Origin of the sequence: Brevibacillus agri, assembly GCF_004117055.1 — a bacterium.
In the GTDB taxonomy this organism is placed as follows: domain Bacteria; phylum Bacillota; class Bacilli; order Brevibacillales; family Brevibacillaceae; genus Brevibacillus; species Brevibacillus agri.
Map to the genome: position 1 here is coordinate 1,826,881 of NZ_CP026363.1, position 21,637 is coordinate 1,848,517.

Here is a 21,637-nt window from a genome sequence, read left to right on the forward strand (position 1 = left end):
AAAAACAACAGTGTAAAAAAAGCAAAAAAATATAGCAATATCATCCCTTCCTCAATACATTAATGTTTTCTTCGTTTTTCTCGCTCTTTCGCATGTTTTCATCTTTGACGCACGAAGCGCTTGAGGATAATATTTGACGGAGAGTGAATATATGGAATGGACCTGTTGGCGGGAATGTAATAGACATTCTTTTGCAGGAAAAAGGGGATTGCGACTGACTAAGTACGACTTTGCGCACTTGAAATAGTCTTTGCTTAACAATGTCACTGCTGTTCTTTATTATGAATTTGAGACAAGCTTCTTCTATGCAAAGAGAAAAAGGAGGCGGATATCGTGAGACTTGCGGGAAAACGTGTAGTCTGCTTTGTAGAAAGCGAATTTGAAGATTTGGAGCTGTGGTACCCGGTGCTGAGGCTGCGCGAGGAAGGGGCGACTGTCCATTTGGCGGGGCCGCAGGCGGGACACGCCTACATCGGAAAATACGGCGTGCCGTGCGAGGTGGACAAGGCATTGAGCGAGCTTGATCCGGCGCAGTACGACGGCGTGCTCGTGCCGGGTGGCTGGGCGCCGGACAAGCTTCGCCGCTATCCGGAGGTGCTTTCGTTTGTCCGTGCCATGCACGAGGCGAAAAAGCCGATCGGCCACATTTGCCACGCGGGCTGGGTGCTCGCCTCGGCAAAAATTTTGGCCGGAGTGAAGACGACCTCTACGCCTGGCATCAAGGATGACATGGAGAACGCAGGGGCAGTGTGGGTCGACGAAGAGGTGGTCGTCGATGGGCACATCGTCGGTTCCCGCCGTCCGCCTGATTTGCCGGCGTACGCGAAGGCTTTCGCGGATTTGTTGGCTGAAAACTAAGGACAAGCAGCGCAGTTGCAACAAAAAAAGGCACGCTCGTTGACAAAACGCCAGGCGTGCCTTTTTTTATGAGCTTGGCCTCTTGGTGTTCTTCCAGGGCGGGTCCCCCCACTCGTGGATTTTGTTGCTGGCCGTGTAAAACAAAAACGGGATCAAAAAAGCGAGCAGCGCGCCGCCAAAGGTGAGAAACGGGGGCAGCGAGCCCAAATATTTCATCATGCTGGTCACCTTCCTTCTACTTTTTCCGAACGGTTGATGGAGCCGACATTTCGCAAGTACACCTTGGCTTCGACGTGGATTTCGCTCTTTTCGTACAGGCGCTGCCCTTTTTCCCAATCGTGCTGGATCTGCTTCCAGAGCGAGTAGTCTTTTTGGCGGATATTGCTGCCCAGCTTGATGACATCGGCTTTCATTTCCTTGTGCACTTTCTGGATCGTATCCCGGCACATCCGCTCGATTTCTTTTGCGAACGCTTGCTCCAGCTTCTTCGTCTCTTCCTTGCTGAGAAAATCCATCAGCGCGTAGGCTTCTGCCAAAATGCCCTCGCACTCGATTTGGATCGTGAAAATAAAGTGCTGCTTGTCGCGCAAATCTTGTACGATAGAATGCTTCGTCCCCTGGATGTTCAGGACGACCAAATCGTTTTTGACCTTGGCTTTTAACAGTCCCCCGTTAATATTCCCCGTCAAGAAATTCAAGCCCTCGGTTTCTTCTTCGCCAAGAAAGCCGACCATTTGGTTGCGATTGGAAAACACAGCGCTGCCCGCCATTTTGATTTCGTTTTTTTCCGCCCGCACTCTCGGAATGACGAAGCTGAACGGGTTGAGCAGCTCCTCGTGAACATCTCCCACTCTGACCTCGGGAAGCATGCGCGCATTTCGATCGATGTTTTCACCAATCGAGTTGATGTAGAGCGCGGGCAGCTTTTCCGTTTTCGGCTTGACCTCGATAATGCTTTTGGCCGGGCCATTGGAGATAAAGACTTTGCTGCTTCGCCTGGAATCGGGATCGCTCAGCAAAAAATCCATGGCGTTGGCAAAGCCGTTTTCGGAGCGGGCCACTTCTTCCGAGATGACGAGAATCTTGAGGTGCTGGTAAAACGGAGCGCGACTGGTTCGGGTAGCCAGCTCGCGGGAAACCTCGAAAAGCGAATCCCCCTCCGAGGAGAGGTTGAGAAACGCTTCGTTCGTCGTGTTTTGTCCGCCACCGCCGCCCTGGTTGCCTGCGATCAGTCCGCCAGGGATGACGAGCTGGTGGGTGACGAGGAAGCGCTGCTTGACCCGTGGTTTTCCCGGCGATTCTTTCGCAGCCCGTTTTTCGGCCTCGTTGGAGCGGGGGGCATCAATGGCGACACCGACGACAAAGCCGCGTTCCTCGATCTGCACCTGGTCCCAGCAGCCCGTGACCAGCGTGCACAGGAGAACGACCATGCAGGCCAGAGTAAGACGCCTATTCATGGCCCCTCACCCCGCGGATGATGGCGAGCAGCAGTAGCAGGATGGGGCACAGGTAGACGATAATCATTCCGAAATACGTCACATAGTCGGCAAACGTAAAGAAGTCGACCAGATTTTGCGGGAGCATCGCGACGAAGTAAATAATCGGCGACAAGAGCAGGATCCAGACCATTTTTTTTACGTTGCGGAACATCGACGCTAAATTGAGGATCGTGATATCGAGCCATATCATGCACGTATCGAAAATCGTCATGATCCAGATCGCAAAAAAGATCGATTCGACCCGCTCGAAAAAACCGCCGGGAATTTCCACTTCTTTCGCAAGATCAATCGTCGGGTACGTCAAGTTTTTGGCGACCTCGGCCGAAAAGACGCCGATGACGAAAATGTAGATCGTCAAGTAGAGGGCCACCGGGATGAACAGCCCGAGCGCCATGGCCTTTGTTCCGTCTTTTGGCCGTTTCATCAGCATCGTATAGAAGAGAATGATTTCGAACCCGGAGTAGGAAAGCCCCACCGCTTGCGAGCCGTCCAGCAAGGAGCGCCAGTCGGATGAGAAAAAGGGGCGAACGTTTTCGACTTCGATCAATTGCGAGGTGAACAGCAAGACGAAAAACATCACGACCAGGACGACTGGCAAAAACAACAGGTTGAGCCGCAGCATGGAGATGCGCGATCCCGCCACGGCATACTGGACGATCAACAGAAAGCTCAACGTAATCATTTCGACTGGGGTGTTGTAAAACAAATACTGCTTGGCGATGTTGCCGATCGCGCGAATCTCGAAGGACACGAACAGCATCGTGTACAGACAGACGAGCAAGGTCAGGACGTAGCCGACCGGCTTGCTTGCGATCATCGAGGTGTACTCGAAAAAAGTTTGCCTGGGGAAGCGGGCGGCGAGCTTGGCGAGCAGCCAGCCGATCAGAAAGGCGATCAGGCCGCTGATGACGACGGAAATCCAGCCGTCGAATCCGCTGGTCGCTTTGGCGAGCCCGCGCGGGAAGGTCAGGATGCCGACACCGATCGTAACCGCGGCGATGTTGATACCCATATGATTTTTGGTGAGCATTTTATCTGGCAAGGTTTGTGCACTCATTTGGAGTCCCCTGTTCTCATTCGGATTTCATCTTCTGGGTGCAGGACTTCGGGACGGTCTTTTAAAAAGGTGACAGGCGCGCGCAAAATCAAGTCTTTCCAGTCTCTGGGCATTTGCGGGGCAAACGGAGCCAGGTACGGATGGCCGATGCTCGTCAGATTGGACAGGTGGATGATGATCGTAATCAGGCTTAGCACGACGCCGTACACCCCGAAGATGGCGGCGGCAAACATGGCGAAAAACCGGATCATGCGAAACGCGATCGCCAGGTGGTACGACGGAATGGCAAAGGACGAAATCGCTGTCAGCGCTACGACGATGACCATGACCGGGCTGACGATCCCGGCTGATACCGCGGCGTCGCCGATGACGAGACCGCCGACGATGCCGACCGTCTGGCCAATCGGTTTGGGCAGACGCAGCCCCGCCTCCTGCAACAGCTCCATCGTCGTAATCATCATGATCGACTCCACGAAAGCCGGAAATGGAACGCCGTCCCGTGTGGCGGCAATGGAGAAGGCGAGATCGGACGGAATCAGGCCAGGGTGAAACGTGACCAGGGCGATGTAGAGCGACGGCGAAAATACAGCGAAAAAAGCGGCCAAATAACGCAACAGCCGGGTCAGTGTGCCGACGATCCAACGCTCGTAGTAGTCCTCGGGAGAGTGCATGAGCAGACCGAGCGTGACGGGGAGAATCAGTACCATCGGCGTGCCGTCCAGCATGATCGCGACCCGCCCTTGAAACAGGGCGGCACTCACCTTGTCCGGGCGCTCCGTATTGTGCACCTGGGGGAAGGGCGAGAGAAAATCGTCCTCGATCCACTGCTCGATAAACCCTGACTCTTCTACTTCATCAATGTCGATGGTGGCGATTCTGCGGTGAACTTCCTTGACCAAATTGTGATCCACAATATTGTCGATGTAGGCGACGATCAGCTCGGTTTTGCTGCGCGTTCCTACCAGGGTGCTATCAAAGCGCAGGCTCGGGTCCTTTACTCTTCTGCGGATCAGCACCGTGTTGTCCCGGATGCTTTCAGTGAAGCCGTCGCGTGGACCGCGCACAAGCCCTTCGGAGACGGGCTCCTCGATGGCCCGGGACTTCCAGCCTTTGCTGTCAATGAGGATGATCTCGCTCGTGCCGTCGACAAAAATGGCGGTATCTCCGGACAAAATACAGTCGATGGTGGCTGCGAGAGACGTTTCTTTTTTTATTTCGACAACGGACAAGACCTCATCAAAAAGCAGGTTGAGGATCGCATCTGGTTCAGTAGGAACGGTTTTTTCCGCGGTAGAGATCATCAACTGGATATGGCCCAGCACTTGCGCATGGAGCATATCCGCATTGGCCAGACCATCAATCGCAATGACGGCGCACGGATGGTTGCTGTTGCCGATGAGAAAGCTGCGGATCAGCAGATCGTGAGGGTTGCCAAGCAAGGAGCGAAACAGGTCCATGTTTTCCTGCAGGCTGCTGGACAGCTTTTTGCCGGCAAGCTGTGGCTGTGACTGCTGCATGTGCTGCATGAGGGGAGAGGTTTTCTTTTTGCGTCGCTGGGCGAAAAATTTTCGCATCATGGAAGTCCCTCCCGTTCAAAATGCGAATAGCATGTTAGTGCGATTTTTTCCAGAACAAAGGGAATTTATGCGGATGAAAGTTCCACGACAAACTTTCGCACAAAGAATTGAACAACCCTATGAGGTATGATACATTCGGCATGGTAGAATAGAGAGTAGTAGAGAGAGTAGGAAAGACGGAGAAGGGTGGAATCGTAGTGCTTGACAGTCAAGTTTTGGTTCGGGAGACAGACTTTGCGAAACTCGCGCATACATGGGAAGAGCTGGCGCAAGCGATGGCCGGGCAGGGAGATCAAGCGACTCCTGCCAAGCTGAAGCAGCTTGCAAAAAAAACGCGGAAAGCCGAGCTGAACATCGCTTTCTGTGGACACTTTTCCGCAGGGAAGTCCACGATGATTAATACGCTGCTGGGGGTCAGCCTGCTGCCCTCCAATCCGATTCCGACCAGCGCCAATGTCGTGAAGATCCGCGGTGGCGAAAAAGCTGCTCGCGTCTATACAATGAACGGCGACGTCGTGACGTTTGATCCGGATACGGAGATGGAGAAGCTCAAGCAGTTTGCCGTTGATGGAGATACCGTGGAGTCTGTAGAAGTCTCCTATCCGGGAACGCTTCTCGACGAGCATTCCAGCCTGCTCGACACGCCAGGGATCGACTCGACCGACGCCGCGCACAAAATCGCGACGGAATCCGCGCTGCACCTGGCTGACGTCGTCATTTACATGATGGATTACAACCACGTCCAGGCAGAGGAAAACTTCAACTTTACGAAAACCTTGAAAGATCGCGGCAAGCCAGTCTATCTGGTTGTGAACATGATTGACAAGCACATTGACTTTGAGCTTGATTTTGAGAGCTACAAGGAAAGTGTGGAGGAAGCGTTCGCGACCTGGAACATTCATCCCGACGGCATTTTTTACACCTCGCTCGCGGAGCCGGACCATCCGGAAAACCAGTACGCGGAGTTTCGGCAAAAGCTGCTGGCGCTGATCGCTGGACGCGAGGAGCTGGTAGGCAAAAGCGTTCGCAGCGCTGCCGAGCATTTGATCGAGGAACACGTCCAGGCGGTAAAGGCCAGCCATGCCTCCAAGCGTCAGGAGCTGGAAAGCAAGCTGGACAGCCTGGAGCTGGCAGACGTAGATAGCCGCGATGCCCAAGGGGTGTCCGCCGCGCTTGCCCAGGCAGAGGCGCTCATGGCGTCGCTGAAAAACCGCACAGCAGAAGCGCGCGCCCAGATGGAAAAAGACTTGGGCTCGCTGCTCGACAATGCCCGGTTGACGTACTACAGCACGAACGAAGCGGCGCAAAGCTACCTGGAGAGCCGCAAGCCTGGCTTCAAGGTGGGCTTTTTGTTTGCGGGGAAAAAGACCGAGGAAGAGCGCCAGCGCCGCGAGGAAGCGCTGTTGGCCGAGTTCCGCGAAAAAGTGGCGGGCAATCTCGACTTCCATTTCAAGGAACTGATGAGCAAGCAGCTTCAAGCGCATGACATCCGCGACGAGGAGTACCACGCGCGTGTCCATGCGACCGAGATCGCAATTACGGGCGAGTTCCTGGCCAAGCACATCAAGGATGGGGCGGCTTCCCGCGAGTATGTGATGAACTACTGTACAGACGTCGCGAACGCGATCAAGCTGGAGTACAGACGCGCGGGTCTTCTGTTCATAGAGGAAGTCGTCGGACGCCTGGAGAGCCAAAGCGAGCAGGAGAGCGCGGCACAGCTCGAACGCCTTGGCGTCCTGCGCGAGATGGCTTCGCTGCATGAACAGCTTGCAAGCCTCACCGCGAGCGAAGAAAACACGAGAGAAAGATTGCAGGCAATCATGCGTGAAGGAGAATAGGAATCATGAATCAGCTTCGAGACAAACTTGTGGCGGCCGCAGAACGGCTGCGCCGCGCAAGCCATGAAATCGTTTCCGTACCAGGGATGCAACAACAGGCGCAGGCGATGCAGGAGCGGGCAGAGCGCCTGACCGCCAACCGCTTCACGGTCGCCTTGTTCGGCGCATTCAGCGCCGGAAAATCTTCTTTTGCCAATGCGTTGATGGGCGATCTCGTCCTGCCTGTATCGCCGAACCCGACGACGGCGGCGATCAACAAAATCATGCCGCCAAGCGCGGAGCACCCGCACGGCACGGTGCGCGTGGTGCTGAAACAAAGAGACGCGGTGGAGCAGGACGTGCTGCGCTCGCTCGCCGTTTTTGGACTGCATGCCGCAAGCCTGGAAGGCGCGCTGTCCGAACTGAACAAAATTGACGTGGCGCAAATTCCGCCGACAGCGAAGCCGCACTACACGTTTTTGAAAGCCGTCACGAAAGGTCTTCCCGAGATGGACACGCATCTGGGCGGAGAGCTGATCGTGGACATGCAAGCATTTAAAAGCTTCGTCGCCAAAGAAGAAAAGGCTTGCTTTGCCGAATACATCGAGCTTTTCTACTCTTGCCCGCTCACCGATCAGGGCATCGTGCTGGTCGACACGCCAGGGGCGGATTCCATCAATGCCCGCCATACGGGTGTGGCGTTTGAATACATGAAAAACGCGGACGCTGTCCTGTTCGTCACGTATTACAATCACGCGTTTTCCCAGGCTGACCGCGAGTTTTTGCTGCAAATGGGCCGGGTCAAGGACACGTTCGAGATGGACAAGATGTTTTTCATCGTCAATGCGGCTGACCTCGCCGCTTCGGAAGAGGAGCTGCAGGGTGTCATTGCGCACGTAGAGAAAAACTTGCTCACCTGCGGCATCCGCCTGCCGCGCATTTATCCGGTATCCAGCCAGACGGCGCTTTTGGCGCGCATGCATGAAAAAGGCAAGCTGGCGGCTTCGGCGGAAAAAGTATACCGTCAGCGCACGCAAACGGCAGAAGGCGCTCCGCTCATGCCGGCAGAGGAAGCGTTCAAGCTGTCAGGCATGGCCGCTTTTGAAACAGCGTTTCTCCGGTTCACGATCGACGAGCTGACACAGATTGCCGTGAACGCAGCGATGGGCGAAATTCGCCGCGCTTACGACACGTTGACCGAGTTCATGCGCATGGCCCAGTCGGGTGAAGACGAGCGGCTCGCCCGCAAGGAAGCGGCGAGCAAGGCCCAGTCGGATGCGTTGGCTGCCGTAGCGGCTCTGTCTACCGCTTCGTACGAGCGCGACCTGACAAAAGAGCGCGAGGAACTGCTCTACTACGTCAAGCAGCGGCTGTTTTTCCGCTTCAACGAGCTGTTCAACTTCGCCTTTAACCCGGCGGTTCTCAAGGAAGACGGGCGCAGCATGAAGCAGGCGCTCCAGGGCTGCCTGACCGATCTGCTGCGCTCGATCAGCTACGATCTGGCACAGGAGCTGCGCGCCACCACACTGCGCCTGGAAAAGTTCCTGAGCAAGCAGGGAGCCGCGCTCGTTTCCGCGTGGCAAAAAGACGTGCACGCCTACGCAGCAGGTTTGACGCTGGCGCCGTACCAGCAGCGCCAGGTCGAGACGCTCGCCTTTGCCGAGGAGCTGCCGGTGTCTGTTGAGGCATTCCAGCCAGCGCTTGGGCTGTTCAAAAACACGAAAGACTTTTTTGAGCAGGACGGCAAGCTGAAGCTGCGCGAAGAGCTGGAAAAGCGCATGCAAGAGCCGGTAGCGGCTTACGTCGCGACCGGAAGCGAGCAGCTTGGCGAGCAGTTCAGCGCGCTGTTCAGCGAGATGGTCGCGACAGAGCGGAACCGGGTTGTCGAGCAGATTAACGAATACTTCACAGGGCTGTTTGCCGCGCTGGATATGACCGTGGATCTCGAAGAGCTGGGAGCGAAGGTAAACCGCGTGGCCGCGGAACTGGAGTAACGGCTTGTGAAGCGATAGAAAAAAGAAGGCAGCGCACGCTTTTCGTCAGGCAAGGGACGGGCGTGGCTGCCTTTTTTTACGTGCAGCTAAGACGGCGCCAGCGGCTTGGCGCAGCCAAATTTTGTCATGCGGTCCGAATCTGTCGGAACAAGAACCGCTGCGGGCGGGTAAGCAAGCTTGGCGCACAGCAACGGTTGCTCGTGCGAGGGCCTGACAAATAGCGGCCAAAGCTTTAACCGCAACGAAAAAAACGCCCAAGCATTTGCACGGGAGGCAAAGCGTGGGCGTTTTTTGCTTGGGCCAGTTTTATTCGCTTGCTTTTTTGTACTGGTCAAACTGGGCAGCCACTTCCTTGGACGGTTCGCTGGTCAGCTTGCTGACGATAAGGATGGCGAGCAAGCTTGCGGCGAAGCCCGGAACCATTTCGTACAGGAAGTCTTTCAGCACATCGAAGCGCGTCCAGACGATGACGGTGACGGCTCCGGCGATCATGCCAGCGAGCGCGCCCCATTTGTTCATCCGCTTCCAGTAGAGGGACAGCAGGATGACAGGACCGAACGAAGCGCCGAATCCGGCCCAGGCGTAGCCGACGAGGTCGAGGATCGTATCGTTTTTGTTCAGCGCCAGCAAAAAGGCGATGACGGCGACGATCAGGACGGAGAGGCGGCCGACGGCGACCAGCTCTTTATCCGAAGCCGAGCGCTTGAGAAACGTTTTGAAAATGTCTTCCGTCAGCGAGCTGGAGGTTACGAGCAACTGGGAAGAAATCGTGCTCATGATCGCAGCCAAAATCGCAGCGAGCAAAAAGCCGGTGATGAGCGGATGGAACAACACAGTACCGAGCTGGATAAAGATCGTTTCCGGGTCGGCAATCGTCCAGCCTTGCTTCGCGAACAGCGCAATCCCGATCAGTCCGGTAAACATGGCGCCAGCTACGGAGAAAATCATCCAGCCCATTCCGATTGAACGCGCTTTCTTAATTTCTTTTGTTGAAGTAATCGCCATAAAGCGGACGATGATGTGCGGCTGTCCGAAGTAGCCGAGCCCCCAGGCGAACAAGGAAATAATTCCGAGCAGACTTGTATCTTTGAAAATATCGAGCAGGGACGGATCGACCGAGCGAATGGTCGTAAACGTTTCGCCCACGCCGCCAACGGTCAAGATCGTGACGAGCGGCACCATGATGAGGGCAATGACCATAATCAGCCCTTGCACGGCATCGGTCCAGCTTACGGCGAGGAAGCCGCCAAACAGCGTGTACGCGATGGTAACCAGGCCAACTACCCACAAGCCTGTACGGTAGTCCATGTCAAACGTGTTTTCAAACAGGACACCGCCGGATACAAGGCCAGACGAGACGTAAAACGTGAAGAAGATCATGATAACGAGTGCCGAGACAAGGCGCAGCATCCGGGAGCCATCACCGAAGCGGTTTTCCAGGTAAGCCGGGATCGTAATGGAGTTGTTGGCTACCTCCGTGTACGTGCGCAGACGCGGAGCCACGTACAGCCAGTTGGCATACGCACCGAGTGTCAGACCGATGGCGATCCAGGAGGCGCTAAGGCCTGTGGCGTATATCGCACCGGGCAATCCCATCATCAGCCAGCCGCTCATGTCGGATGCGCCAGCGCTGAGAGCGGTTACAGTTGGTCCGAGTGACCTGCCGCCGAGCATGTAGTCACTCAAGTTGGAGGTACGCTTGTAGGCATAATAGCCGATGAGCAGCATGCCTACCATGTACACAATGATGGACGTGAGCAGCATATTCATGGATAGCACCTCTTGTTCAGTTCAATATTGTTAAAAGTAATAGTGACGTCTTACACAATATCATGCCCAGATATGAAAATCTACAAAAAAAACACAGAAAATTTAGTAGAAAAACAATAAAAAGTTTTTAATCGAATTAAAAAAACCCGCGATTTTACCATCGCAGGTTCAATTTTCTATTTTATCCTTTTTTTACTGCACTTGAATCTGTCCATTGCCGTCAAGAGTCACCTTGAACTCCTTCACGACAGTAGGCTCTGCACCCGGGTTGTTCAAATCGTGTTTCAGCACTTGAAAAGACCCGTCGCCAGCGAGCTTGCCTGTGTATTCCACTCCGAACAGTTCGGACTTGTAAAAACTGAAGTTGGCCAGCTCAGTCTGCTGCAACTGGTCGACGAGCAACTGTCCGTCACCGCTGAACATGGCGTTGCGCAGAGGCTCAGAGGATTCGTATTTTTGCTGGAGATAAGTCTTCAATTGCTGGGCGATTTCCGATTCTGCGAGCTGCTTGCCCGCTTCCACCGCCTGCTTGCCTACCTCGATGGCCTGTTTGCCCGTTTCTACTGCCTGTTGCGCTGTCTGTACGCCTTCGGAAATTTCCGAGCAGGCTGTCAAGAGCAGCGCGCAGCCGAGAATCCATGCTTTTTTCATGTTCGTGCTCCACCCCTTCCTTGCACTCTTGAATCGTACTTGATTTATTTTACTGTATATCCACTTTCGGCGCATCCGCATATGATGAGGTAAGCGTAAGAGCTGCACTGATTACAGGGAGGAAGCGCAATGATTCAAGGGAAAGTAAAATGGTTCAGCAAGGAAAAAGGATATGGATTCATCGAGCGGGATGGAGGCCCTGACGTGTTCGTGCACTATTCGGCGATCACGGGCACAGGCTACCGGAATTTGGAGGAAGGCGAGCAGGTCGTGTTTGAGATTGTGAATGGACAGCGGGGATTGCAAGCGGCAAATGTCGCGCGCAAAATCGTCTAGGCAAGAACAGAGCTTATACTGTAGCCTGTAAAAACAGCAGATGACCGATCCGTCATCTTTTGATTCCAGACGCCGTCACACCCGTAAGGGCAGACGGCGTCTTATTGTTGGCAGACCGTTCTTCCAGGGGGGGTTCCCCCGCAGGGAGTGCAAGTCCTACAGGTTGTAGAGAAAGACGGCCAAGGCGATGACGAGCATCGACGTAATACACCCGTATATGAGCAGCAGGTTGCGCGAACGCTGCTTGAAGCTGCGCTGCTTGGCTTCCACAGGCTTCAGACCGATGAGAAACGTCCCGACGAACGCAAAGACAACGAGGATGATGACGGCAACAATAAAGGGAAAAATAGTCATGACGGACCAATCGTCCTTTCTGTATCACACAGTCATCCTGTGAGGCACACACAAGGATGCAGATGGTTGGTAAGGTATCTGCTTCGATCATATACCGTCCTATGCAAAAAGTGGCCATCCACTTTGCGGTTTTTTTGCTCATCCACTTGCGGTAAATGCTTCTGCAAAACGCTCGACTGCGGCAGGAATTTGTCCGAGAGAGGCTCTTCCGAACGTAAAGCGCACATGCCCCGGCGCTGCTCCGAACAAATGGCCGGGCACGAAGACGACGCCCCGCTTGACGGCTTCGGTCAGGAGCTGCTGCTCGCTCCATGTTCCGGCAAAGCGGCACCAGAGATGGATGCCGCCTTGTGCTCCCGCCATGTCGACCTGTTCGCCGAATGTTTCTTGCAGCGAAAAAAATAGCTGGTCGTGACGGAGGGCAAGCTGCGTGCGCAGCCGATCGACGTGCCGGGCAAACTCGGCGGAAGCCAAAAAGCGGTCGGCCAGCCATTGCGGGAAAATGCTGTGCCCGAAGTCAAACTGCTGCTTCGCGTCCGCCAGCCGCTCGATGACGGTCTGCGGGCCGACAATCCAGCCGATGCGCAGGCCGGACGCGACGATTTTGGTCAGCGAGCTGATGTACAGGACTGTGCCGTGCTTGTCCAATGATTTGAGCGTAGGGATCGGTTCTTTGGAAAAAGCGGTCAGGCTGTAAGGATCGTCCTCGATGATCGGAATGCCGTTTTCAGCGGAAAAAGCGAGCAGTTGCTTCCGGCGGGCAAGCGACAGGAGCGTCCCGGTCGGATTTTGGAAGTTCGGGTTGAGAAACACCATTTTGATCCGATGCTTGCGGTGCAGTTCGGCGAGCTGGTTCGGGTCGATGCCATGCCGCTCGACGGGAAGCGAAAAGGTGCGCAAGCCAGCCGAGTGAAACAGCGGCAAGGAATGGCAGTACGAAGGCGTCTCGATCGCTACGGCGTCGCCTGGTTTGAGCAGGCATTGCACGACGAGGTGCAAGGCTTGCTGCGCCCCGGAAGTAATCATGATCGAGGTGGCGGGCGCTTCGATGCTGCGCCATTCTTGCATATGGCGGCCCAGCGTCTCGCGCAGCGACCAGTTGCCTTGCGGATGCTCGTAGCCGAGGTGAGCGGGAAAGTCATCCGGGCTTATCAACTGTCGCAGCGTATCGCGGGGAACGAGATCAGGCGAAAGCTCGCCGCTCGCCAGGTCGATCAGTTCGTTTTCCTGCGTTTCTCTGCGGATTTTCCGGATGAGCGGCAGATTGGGGCGAAACGATCCGGTCTCGGTCAAATGCCGCCAGTTCGGGACCCGCGTGCGAGCCAAGCCCCAAATGTCCTGGCTGACGAGCGTTCCGCTCCCTTGCCTGCGCTCCACGATCCCGGCCGCTTGCAGCTCGTCGTAGGCGGCGACAATCGTCGAACGGTTGACGCCCAGCTCTTTTGCCAGCGAGCGCTCTGAGGGCAGGCTGCTGCCCGGGCCGAACTCGCCGCTGCTGATGCGCTGCTCGATCTGCTCGGCAATTTGCTTGTATAATGGCTTTGTTTTTGTCCCTGTCGTCTTGTCGTCCATGTCCATCCTGCTTTCTGTGCGTGTTCAAATTCCGTGGCAGAAGTTAAAATCATCCAGCTCATTATACCATTGATCGAATCTTGGCTTTCAATTTTGACACGGTTTGTTTAGTATAGAGGACGAAGGAGTTGATGGGGTTGAAACAATATTTAGACTTGTGCCGACGCATTTTGGCTGAAGGCGTCACGAAAGAAGACCGGACAGGCACAGGTACGATGAGCGTTTTCGGGCATCAGATGCGTTTTGATTTGAGCGAGGGCTTTCCGTTGGTCACGACGAAAAAGCTGCATATGAAATCAATCATTCACGAGCTGTTGTGGTTTTTGTCTGGAGACACCAACATTCGCTACCTCCAGGAAAACGGGGTGCGAATCTGGAATGAGTGGGCAGACGAGAACGGCGATTTAGGCCCGGTGTACGGCAAGCAGTGGCGTTCCTTTACCGGGCGCGACGGCAAGACCGTGGACCAAATTCAATGGGTGGTGGAGGAAATCAAAAAAAATCCGGACTCCCGCCGTCTGGTCGTGAGCGCGTGGAATCCGGCGGACTTGGACGAGATGGCGCTGCCGCCGTGCCATTTGCTGTTCCAGTTTTACGTGGCGGACGGCAAGCTGTCGTGCCAACTGTATCAGCGCAGTGCCGACACGTTTTTGGGCGTGCCGTTCAACATTGCTTCCTACGCGCTGTTGACGCACATGGTGGCACACGTCACCGGGCTCAAGGTCGGCGATTTTGTCCACACGCTGGGCGACGCGCACCTGTATGTGAACCATATCGAGCAGGTGAAGCTCCAGCTCACGCGCGAGCCGAAGCCGCTGCCCAAGCTGAAGCTCAATCCGACGGTCACGTCCATTTTTGACTTCACGTATGACGATATCGAAATTGTCGATTACGAGGCGCATCCGCACATCAAGGGCGAGGTGGCGGTATGATTAGCCTGATTGTGGCCTACGCGAAAAATCAGGTGATCGGCAAAGACGGCGACATGCCGTGGAGCCTGCCAGCCGACTTGAAAAACGTCAAGGAGATCACGACCGGCAAAACGATTGTCATGGGCAGGAAGACGTTTGAGTCGATCGGCAAGCCGCTTCCGAACAGGCGAAACGTCGTGTTGACCCGCAGCCGGGCCTTTCACCCGGAGGGCGTCGACGTCGTGCACACAAAAGAAGAGGTGCTCGCGCTGGGCGACGTCATCATTTTTGGCGGTGCCGAGATTTACCGCCAGTTTCTGGATGTCGTGGATCGGATGTACATTACGGAAATTGATCTGGAGACGGAAGGCGACACGTTTTTTCCGGCCTGGGACCGCGACGCGTTTGTGCTGGTGGACAAGCGCGAGGGCGTAGTGGACGAGAAAAACGCGCATCCGCATACATTTTACGTGTACGAGCGCAAAAAATAGATGATCGGCGATCATATAGAAAAAATGCCTCCTGTCAGTCAGGAGGCATTTTTGGTTTGGCGGCGCGTTCAGATAGCTCCAGATAGGCGTCACGCAGCCACGGATGCACGACGCGGAGCTTGTCGCGCCGCTCCCACAAATACGCCAGATAGACGAGCGCGGCGCACTCCAGCGAATCGTCCAGCGCCGCGAGCAACGGCTGGAGATAGGGGGGCGTGCCCGGCTGATCCCACTTGATTTTGTCGGCCACAAAAAGGACGAGGTCCAACGGCTTCGCGCCGGCCTTCAATGTCGTGTGGCAGCCGATAGCAGATAAAATGTCTGCATCCGAAACCGCAAAAAGCTCGCGGGCTATGACGACGGACAGCTTTTGGTGCACGATCATCGGAAATTGTTCTTCCTCTGGCAGCACGTCCACCCCTGCCAGCCTCGCTACCTCGATCCTCTGGCTGTTCGGAAAAATCGCGCTGCTGTCGTGCAAAAGCCCTGCCGTGACGGCGGCTTGCCGATCCACGCCGAAGCGGATCGCCAGCCGTTCTGCCTCCTGGGCAACCAGTACGGAGTGCCGCGCTGTTTCGGTGCATCCGTGCAAGCGAAAGAGGCTGCAAATATCGCGAGCCAGGCTATCTGTACGTTCCCATTCTTTTGTCCACGCTGCCAAAAGCGTCATGGGCATTCTCCTTTTGCCGAACAGGCTGGACTCTCAAAAGGGGCAAGACTTTTCGTGCGAAAAATCAGTATATTCCTATTGTACAAACAAAAGACGGCGCGTGTCGAGCTTTCCCTCTCCCCAAGACATATCGCAGCCGCCTTTCGCATACAAACAGTAGAAAACGGGTGGACAAACCGCGGGAGGAATAGGATGAAGGTCGACTTTCACGTGCATCTGGAAGAAGGGCCATACTCGCTGGACTGGCTGGTCGGGCAGGCTTGCGCGCTCCGGCCGTTTTTGGACGAAAAGGAGGAGAGCGAAAGCCGAGGCTGGGCCAACGAACTGGTCAAAGGGCTTGCCCAAAGGCTCCAAAACGGCCCGTACTCCAGAGAGTGGCTGGACTTGTATCGGGCGCGGGCCAAGCAGGCAGGAATCGTGCAAGTGTGTGTAGCGGAGCATCTGTACCGTTTTGCGGAGTACCGCCCCTACTACGAGCGGCATGTTCGCGTAGGCGACGACCGCCTGGGCAGGGCGCAGCGGCGCTGGCTTGCGCAGATGGCCAACGATTCGCTTCCGGCCTACGTCGCGTTTCTGGCGGAAGAGCGCGAGCGATGGGCGGAGGACGGACTTGCGCTGCGCATCGGGATTGAGCTAGATTATTTTCCGGGCGGGGAAGACGTGCTGCGTGAAGTGAGCGGGCAGTATCCGTGGGACGTGTGCATGGGAGCGGTCCATTTTCCCGGGGGATGGGGCTTTCCGGTTCGGGACGTCCAGGAGCATTGGGAAAGGGTGGCGCCAGCGGGCTTGTACAGCAGCTATTTCGATGTGCTGGAGCAGGCGATCGAAAGCGGCCTGTTCGATGTCATGGTGCACCTCGACGGGATCAAAGCATTCGGGCCGAAGCCGGACGAGACGGCGCTCTTGCCTTATTACCAGCGGGTCGCCCGGGCGCTGCGGCGCAAAGACATGGCCGCCGAGCTGAACGCCGGGTACGTGCGCGGCCAGTCGCTGCGCGAGTTTTCCCCGAGCTTTCGCTTTTTGCAAATTCTCGCGCAGCACGAGGTGCCGATCACGCTGTCTTCGCATGCGACCGCTCCCGATCAGGTGGGGCAGCATCTGGCCGAGGCGCGGGCGCAGTTGAAGCGGGCAGGCTTTGCCGCTGTCGCCGTTTTTGCCGACAGAAAAAGGAGCGAGCTTGCGATTGGCTGAGGGAGCTCCCCCATTGTGGGCGCATTTTTGCTATGATAAAGACAGGCATAAAAAAGTGCACCCAGTGGGAGGAGAAAAACAGATGTCCTTGCAGGAACAACTGAAATCGTTGCTCAAAGAGGTGGAGCCGCAAATCATTTCGTGGCGCCGCCATCTTCACCAATATCCGGAGCTTTCCTTTCAGGAGGAAAAGACGCCGGCGATGATTGCGGAAATCTTGAGAAATCTGAATTTTGACGAAGTGCGGACAGGAGTAGGCGGCCGCGGGGTGATCGGAGTGCTCAAGGGCAGCCGTCCGGGCAAGGTCGTCGCGTTGCGCGCCGATTTTGACGCGTTGCCGATTCAGGATCAAAAAGACGTTCCGTACAAGTCAACTGTTCCTGGGGTCATGCACGCATGCGGCCACGACGCCCATACCTCCCAGTTGCTGGGGCTGGCAAGCGTACTCGCTTCGCACCGCGACCAGTTCGCCGGAGAGATTCGCTTTTTGTTCCAGCATGCGGAGGAAGAATCTCCGGGCGGCGCGATTCAAATGACGGAGGACGGGGCAGTCGACGGCGTCGATGCAGTGTTTGGCGTCCATCTCTGGTCCATGCTGCCAGTAGGCAAAGTGTTCATCAGCGGCGGCCCGATCATGGCGAACACGGATGACTTCGTGATCGAGATCAAAGGGCGGGGCGGCCACGGCGCTGTTCCGGAGGAAACGGTCGACTCCATCGTGATCGGCTCGCAAATCGTCGGGAATTTGCAGACGATCGCCAGCCGCAACGTCAGCCCGCTGGAGAGCGTCGTCGTGACGGTCGGTACGTTCAATGGCGGCGACAACAACAACATTATTGCAGATAGCTGTCGCCTGACGGGAACCGTGCGTACGTTTTTGCCGGACGTGCGGGATCGCGCGGAGCAGCGCCTCGGCGAAATCGCCATCGGCACGGCGAAGATGATGGGCGGCGAGGCGAAAGTATCGTACGAGCGCGGCTACCCGGCTGTCATCAATCACGAAGAGGAAGCGCAGCTCGCCCGCGAGGCGGCAGTGGCGGCGTTTGGCCCTGAGCGCGTGGAGCCGATGAAGCCGCTGATGGGCGGAGAAGATTTCTCATACTACCTGGAAAAGGTTCCTGGCGCCTACCTGTTTGTCGGGGCGGGCAATCCGGAAAAGCTGGCGAACTACCCGCACCACCATCCGCGCTTTGACATCGACGAGGATTCGATGCTCATTGCCGGAGAGCTGTTGGGACGAACAGCCCTGCTCTACTTGGAAAAGCATCAGGCGTAAACAAGAAGACTTGCAAAGATGCGCTTTTGCCTAGCGATGGCAAAGGCGCTTTTTTTTGCCTGCTACCATAAACTGATGAAATGAGGCGTCACACACCGCACACGGCATACGGGTGAACAAAGGAGGGACGGCCTCAGTGAGAAAACGGATCGGCATACTGACCTACCGGGGAGAAGCCGGATTTGTCGAACCAGGATTTTTGCGCCGTCTGGTCAAAGAAGGCAACGGCATGGGGGCGGATGTTTTTGTATTCGGGCCGCAGGATGTCCAGTTTTCCAAGCGCAGGATCAAAGGCTTCATCCCCGCCGAAAAAGGCTGGAAGAGTGAATGGTTCGACTGGCCGGACATTGTCATCGACCGCTATCGGTATTACCCGTTGGCGAAACACAGCCGCTACCTGCCGTTTCGCAAGCAAAACTGGTTCCGCTATGCCAACAGCCGTTTCACGAATAAATTTAATCTGCATCAAATTTTGCAGGTAGATCCGCTTTTGACGAGGTGGCTGCCGGAAACGTTCGCCTACTCCAGAAGCACGCTCGTTTCCATGCTGGCACGCCATCGCCTGGTCTATCTCAAGCCGACAAACGGCTCAGGCGGGCGGAGCATCCTGCGCGTGGAAAAAACCGAAGAGGGCTACTTGCTGCACGGCCGAACCAAGCAACAGGCGAAAAGCAGCGAAAAGCTCCCGTCCATCGCCAAAGTATGCGAGCGGCTGGAGGCGTGGATGGAGCGCGAGAAAAACGGCAGAGAAGACTTTTTTCTGCAACAAGGGCTACAGTTGTCGCTGGTGCCGGGGCGAACCGTCGATGCGCGAGTGCTGGTGCAAAAAGACGGAAAAGGCATCTGGGGGCTGACGGGCATGGGAATCCGCATCGGCTCGACGCGATCCTCGACCTCGAATTTGCACGGCGGAGGCACGGCGATGGCGGCGATCCCTTTTTTGGTCAATCGCTTCGGGCAAGAAGAAGCGAGGCGCATCGTGCTGGAATGCAAAGAGCTCGTCGTGCAAACGGTGGCGCGCATCGAGCAGCACTTCGGGCAGATGATGGAGTTTGGCTTTGATCTCGGCATTGATGTGCACGGCAGGGTGTGGATTATCGAAATCAATCCGAAGCCGGGCCGGGAAATATTCAGGCAGTTGGGAGAGCTTCGCCGCTACCTTCAGGCGGTGCGCCGCCCTTTGGAATACGCTTTGTACCTGATCGAACAGGACGCGCAGCGAAAAGACCAGTCATTCGGTTGACACGACCCTTCCGCAGCTTGAAGGGTCTTTTTTAAACCCTGAGACGCTGTTTGACCGTCGTAAGCCACTTTCGAACATATTTCAAAAAGAAGAAACTGTAAAAAAGGTCTGGAGGAAGGAATGCATTTCAGTGCTATTGCTATATTAACGTGATGGCGGGAGCAGATATGTCGAACAATCGTGGGGCGATTTAGTAATTGTCTAAAAGAAAAAAACTGGACGCACTCAATCGTACCAGTTCCTCCGTATGTTGTATCCAGTATGAATCTCTCATTTACTAGATTGTCTATTCATGATGATTTGAAATTGCACAATATATTCGTCCAGACATTGGCTTAACACTATAACTTCGCTGTCGGAAATCCCCTTTTCTTGGACCAGTTTCACTAATTGTTCTCGCATTTCCTCTATGATTTCTGATATGTTCTCTTTTTTTCGATTATTCTCTGTCAGATCAGTAGAGGGAACGCTTATTTTTTTCCCCGTATCTACAATCATCAGCTCCCTATTTTTTCAATATAAGGGTACATATAACTATATGTTATTCTGCCAAAAACAAGCAGTTGGGGAATATTGCATAGATATGAAGATTAACATAACCAACGATAGGGGGGAGGGGAAAATATGGATTTTTTTGTCGCGACAAGATATAATTTGTAATAAAATGTAAAAACATGGTCCGAAAGCAGAAATGCAGTCTCTGATTACCTGGAATATATGCTTGTTGTAATAGAAGATGGGGTGCCGTTTCCTGTGGATGATGTCGGAAGAATGAAACCGAGAAGATATTATTTTGAAATCGGTCTCTGGTATTTGACAGGAAAAATTGTATAGGAGTTTGGAAATGGACAATTTAATCATCGAATCTGGGGAGGGCATCGGTTTAATAAAATTTGGCATGAGCAAAGATGAAGTTGAAAAATGCATTCAAAGTTATACTGAAAAGTATCAGAAAGAATATCATATTCAGGACTATTTCAAGGGCTCTTCATGTTGGAATATGATTCTGAAGGTAAGGTTGATTTTATAGAAATTCCTGAGGTTTTAAAGGAAACATTTAACTGCTTATTGATGGGCATTGATGTATTCAACACGAAAGCTGAAGATCTTGTAGAGAAAATTGATGAAATTGCAGAATATGATCGAAATCAATCTGATGGCTATACGTATTTTTTTCCGTCATTAGGGCTCTCTTTATGGAGATCAAAGAGGAATGCTAGAAGATTCGTTTAAAAAGCTAAGTTCAGAAAATCAAGAGGATAAAATAAGACACTTATATTTTGAATCCGTCAGGGAATGTAAATTTTTTGGGGGTAAATGGGTTTTTAACAGATGGAGGGTTCCGTCAACGGCTTTACATGGAGGGGCGGGCATGATAGGCTCGTTTGCCAACGGATAGTGAAGGTCAACTCGACTGCTTGAGTAGCACCTACCTCTCCATCTCACTATGTTGTTTGACTCTGCTATAATGGAACAAAGATCAGTAAGGATTGGCTAATTGAATTTGGAGAGTCGAAAAGTTACCCAGAGACTGACAGGTTCGTGAACATCATACGGCGTTTTCTGGAGTTTATACACGCTACGATTCTTGATGTAGACTCGGTGATCTTTCAAACGGAGGATTCACAAAACGTTTTGCATATCTACCCCAAACCTAATTTTAAGCAACTAAGCGTTCCTCATCGGGAAGAAATTTTTCGTTTACTGGCTCCACATCTTCAGGGAGAGGCTGAGAACGATTTGAAAATTCGTACAGCTTTGGGGGTCTGGACGAGTTTCTTTCTAAAGAATCCACAACATGCTTTTCTTGAAAGTATGGAAAAAGTAATGCGACCATATGAACATAAGGCGAAGAATGATATCATATCGGATCGAGTGGACTTCTTAGCTGGAATGATAAAGGTTGTACACCCTGACCAGGCAAAATTCCCCAATGGAGACGAGAAAAATACTGGCAGATTGCTAAGGGATCAACTTAAGGCTCTACTTAAAGGACCGAGGAAAGCTACTGAACTTAAGTATAATTATATGAGTGATAAAATTGAGAGATGTAAAAATGTCAGGAACTTAGTGATCCATAAGTTACAAGACAGCGATAAAAAGATCGATGTTAATCAAGTCGATTATGATATTTTTAGCACGTTTTTCTTCGAGAGTTTTGCTCACTTAATGTTACTGTCTCTGGAGTCATCTGTTGCGGATAGAACATCAAACCAAGCTTAGTGTGAGAAGCGGTCAATTGGGGTCTCATTGATTAATGTTATATGATTGTGACTAACAGCGGCAACCTAAATTATTCAGGTTGCCGCTGTTAGTTTTCTGATGAAGTTCGCATGGTTATTTCAGATAAAATTGATGGAAAGCTATCAA

At 53.9% G+C, this 21,637-nt stretch carries 21 protein-coding genes; 11 read left to right on the forward strand and 10 right to left on the reverse strand.

Translation table 11 applies throughout. The annotated features are described in order from the left end of the window. Positions 1 to 333: 333 nt before the first annotated feature. Positions 334 to 858 (forward strand): type 1 glutamine amidotransferase domain-containing protein, encoded by a 525-nt coding sequence (locus BA6348_RS09140; RefSeq protein WP_007780806.1) that lies wholly within the window; start codon positions 334 to 336, stop codon positions 856 to 858. Positions 859 to 924: 66 nt separating this feature from the next. Here BA6348_RS09140 and BA6348_RS26580 read toward each other — a convergent pair whose 3' ends face one another. Genes BA6348_RS26580 through BA6348_RS09155 form a run of 4 tightly spaced genes read right to left on the reverse strand, consistent with a single transcriptional unit; the run spans position 925 to position 4,991 of the window. Further along, positions 925 to 1,077 (reverse strand): hypothetical protein, encoded by a 153-nt coding sequence (locus tag BA6348_RS26580; protein WP_005831649.1) that lies wholly within the window; start codon positions 1,075 to 1,077, stop codon positions 925 to 927. Between the two features lie 5 nt (positions 1,078 to 1,082). Next, a complete protein-coding gene (locus BA6348_RS09145) occupies positions 1,083 to 2,315 on the reverse strand; it encodes a Ger(x)C family spore germination protein (RefSeq protein ID WP_122953306.1) in 1,233 nt (410 codons plus the stop codon). Further along, complete coding sequence (locus BA6348_RS09150; RefSeq protein WP_122953305.1) at positions 2,308 to 3,414, reverse strand: GerAB/ArcD/ProY family transporter; 1,107 nt, start codon at positions 3,412 to 3,414, stop codon at positions 2,308 to 2,310. The genes BA6348_RS09145 and BA6348_RS09150 overlap by 8 nt, the downstream gene beginning before the upstream one ends. Continuing rightward, on the reverse strand, positions 3,411 to 4,991 hold the full coding sequence (locus BA6348_RS09155; protein WP_025844430.1) for a spore germination protein: 1,581 nt from the start codon (positions 4,989 to 4,991) through the stop codon (positions 3,411 to 3,413). Before BA6348_RS09155 ends, BA6348_RS09150 begins: the two co-directional genes overlap by 4 nt. Before the next feature lie 197 nt (positions 4,992 to 5,188). Here BA6348_RS09155 and BA6348_RS09160 point away from each other — a divergent pair, with 197 nt between their 5' ends. Together BA6348_RS09160 and BA6348_RS09165 are read left to right on the forward strand one after the other, a co-directional pair. Then, positions 5,189 to 6,829, forward strand: coding sequence for a dynamin family protein (locus BA6348_RS09160; RefSeq protein ID WP_026557816.1), 1,641 nt, complete (start codon positions 5,189 to 5,191; stop codon positions 6,827 to 6,829). 5 nt (positions 6,830 to 6,834) lie between these two features. Further along, positions 6,835 to 8,802 carry a dynamin family protein gene (locus BA6348_RS09165; RefSeq protein ID WP_026557817.1) on the forward strand — a complete coding sequence of 656 codons (1,968 nt, stop codon included), beginning with the start codon at positions 6,835 to 6,837 and terminating at the stop codon, positions 8,800 to 8,802. Positions 8,803 to 9,108: 306 nt separating this feature from the next. Here the strand turns inward: BA6348_RS09165 and putP are convergent, their stop codons facing one another. Further along, positions 9,109 to 10,572 carry a sodium/proline symporter PutP gene (gene putP, locus BA6348_RS09170; RefSeq protein ID WP_007780793.1) on the reverse strand — a complete coding sequence of 488 codons (1,464 nt, stop codon included), beginning with the start codon at positions 10,570 to 10,572 and terminating at the stop codon, positions 9,109 to 9,111. Between the two features lie 192 nt (positions 10,573 to 10,764). Beyond that, the gene (locus BA6348_RS09175; RefSeq protein ID WP_005831639.1) at positions 10,765 to 11,223 is read right to left on the reverse strand and encodes a hypothetical protein; all 459 of its coding nucleotides are present in this window, start codon (positions 11,221 to 11,223) and stop codon (positions 10,765 to 10,767) included. Between the two features lie 129 nt (positions 11,224 to 11,352). Here BA6348_RS09175 and BA6348_RS09180 point away from each other — a divergent pair, with 129 nt between their 5' ends. Continuing rightward, the gene (locus tag BA6348_RS09180) at positions 11,353 to 11,559 is read left to right on the forward strand and encodes a cold-shock protein (protein ID WP_005831638.1); all 207 of its coding nucleotides are present in this window, start codon (positions 11,353 to 11,355) and stop codon (positions 11,557 to 11,559) included. 156 nt (positions 11,560 to 11,715) lie between these two features. Here BA6348_RS09180 and BA6348_RS09185 read toward each other — a convergent pair whose 3' ends face one another. Together BA6348_RS09185 and pdxR are read right to left on the reverse strand one after the other, a co-directional pair. Continuing rightward, on the reverse strand, positions 11,716 to 11,913 hold the full coding sequence (locus BA6348_RS09185; RefSeq protein ID WP_005831636.1) for a hypothetical protein: 198 nt from the start codon (positions 11,911 to 11,913) through the stop codon (positions 11,716 to 11,718). A 138-nt stretch (positions 11,914 to 12,051) separates the two neighbouring features. Next, the gene (gene pdxR, locus BA6348_RS09190; RefSeq protein ID WP_005831633.1) at positions 12,052 to 13,485 is read right to left on the reverse strand and encodes a MocR-like pyridoxine biosynthesis transcription factor PdxR; all 1,434 of its coding nucleotides are present in this window, start codon (positions 13,483 to 13,485) and stop codon (positions 12,052 to 12,054) included. Between the two features lie 137 nt (positions 13,486 to 13,622). Here pdxR and BA6348_RS09195 point away from each other — a divergent pair, with 137 nt between their 5' ends. Both BA6348_RS09195 and BA6348_RS09200 read left to right on the forward strand, forming a co-directional pair. Next, entirely contained in the window at positions 13,623 to 14,417 is a 795-nt protein-coding gene (locus BA6348_RS09195) for a thymidylate synthase (protein ID WP_122953304.1), read from the forward strand. Next, the gene (locus BA6348_RS09200; protein ID WP_005831629.1) at positions 14,414 to 14,887 is read left to right on the forward strand and encodes a dihydrofolate reductase; all 474 of its coding nucleotides are present in this window, start codon (positions 14,414 to 14,416) and stop codon (positions 14,885 to 14,887) included. Before BA6348_RS09195 ends, BA6348_RS09200 begins: the two co-directional genes overlap by 4 nt. A 34-nt stretch (positions 14,888 to 14,921) precedes the next feature. On the opposite strand, the gene yqeK is transcribed toward BA6348_RS09200, so the two are convergent. Further along, complete coding sequence (yqeK, locus tag BA6348_RS09205; RefSeq protein ID WP_005831627.1) at positions 14,922 to 15,557, reverse strand: bis(5'-nucleosyl)-tetraphosphatase (symmetrical) YqeK; 636 nt, start codon at positions 15,555 to 15,557, stop codon at positions 14,922 to 14,924. A 192-nt stretch (positions 15,558 to 15,749) separates the two neighbouring features. Between yqeK and BA6348_RS09210 the strand changes: the two genes are divergently transcribed. The 3 genes from BA6348_RS09210 (at position 15,750) to BA6348_RS09220 (ending at position 19,267) form a co-directional block, all read left to right on the forward strand. Continuing rightward, the gene (locus tag BA6348_RS09210) at positions 15,750 to 16,748 is read left to right on the forward strand and encodes a PHP domain-containing protein (protein WP_122953303.1); all 999 of its coding nucleotides are present in this window, start codon (positions 15,750 to 15,752) and stop codon (positions 16,746 to 16,748) included. 82 nt (positions 16,749 to 16,830) lie between these two features. Continuing rightward, on the forward strand, positions 16,831 to 18,024 hold the full coding sequence (locus tag BA6348_RS09215; RefSeq protein ID WP_005831624.1) for a M20 metallopeptidase family protein: 1,194 nt from the start codon (positions 16,831 to 16,833) through the stop codon (positions 18,022 to 18,024). Positions 18,025 to 18,160: 136 nt separating this feature from the next. Next, entirely contained in the window at positions 18,161 to 19,267 is a 1,107-nt protein-coding gene (locus tag BA6348_RS09220) for a YheC/YheD family endospore coat-associated protein (RefSeq protein WP_005831622.1), read from the forward strand. A gap of 270 nt (positions 19,268 to 19,537) precedes the next feature. On the opposite strand, the gene BA6348_RS09225 is transcribed toward BA6348_RS09220, so the two are convergent. Beyond that, the gene (locus BA6348_RS09225; RefSeq protein ID WP_025847378.1) at positions 19,538 to 19,765 is read right to left on the reverse strand and encodes an aspartyl-phosphate phosphatase Spo0E family protein; all 228 of its coding nucleotides are present in this window, start codon (positions 19,763 to 19,765) and stop codon (positions 19,538 to 19,540) included. A gap of 492 nt (positions 19,766 to 20,257) precedes the next feature. Between BA6348_RS09225 and BA6348_RS26995 the strand changes: the two genes are divergently transcribed. Continuing rightward, the gene (locus BA6348_RS26995) at positions 20,258 to 20,500 is read left to right on the forward strand and encodes a hypothetical protein (protein WP_174768813.1); all 243 of its coding nucleotides are present in this window, start codon (positions 20,258 to 20,260) and stop codon (positions 20,498 to 20,500) included. Between the two features lie 309 nt (positions 20,501 to 20,809). Next, the gene (locus tag BA6348_RS09235) at positions 20,810 to 21,490 is read left to right on the forward strand and encodes a hypothetical protein (RefSeq protein ID WP_122953302.1); all 681 of its coding nucleotides are present in this window, start codon (positions 20,810 to 20,812) and stop codon (positions 21,488 to 21,490) included. Positions 21,491 to 21,637: the final 147 nt, after the last annotated feature.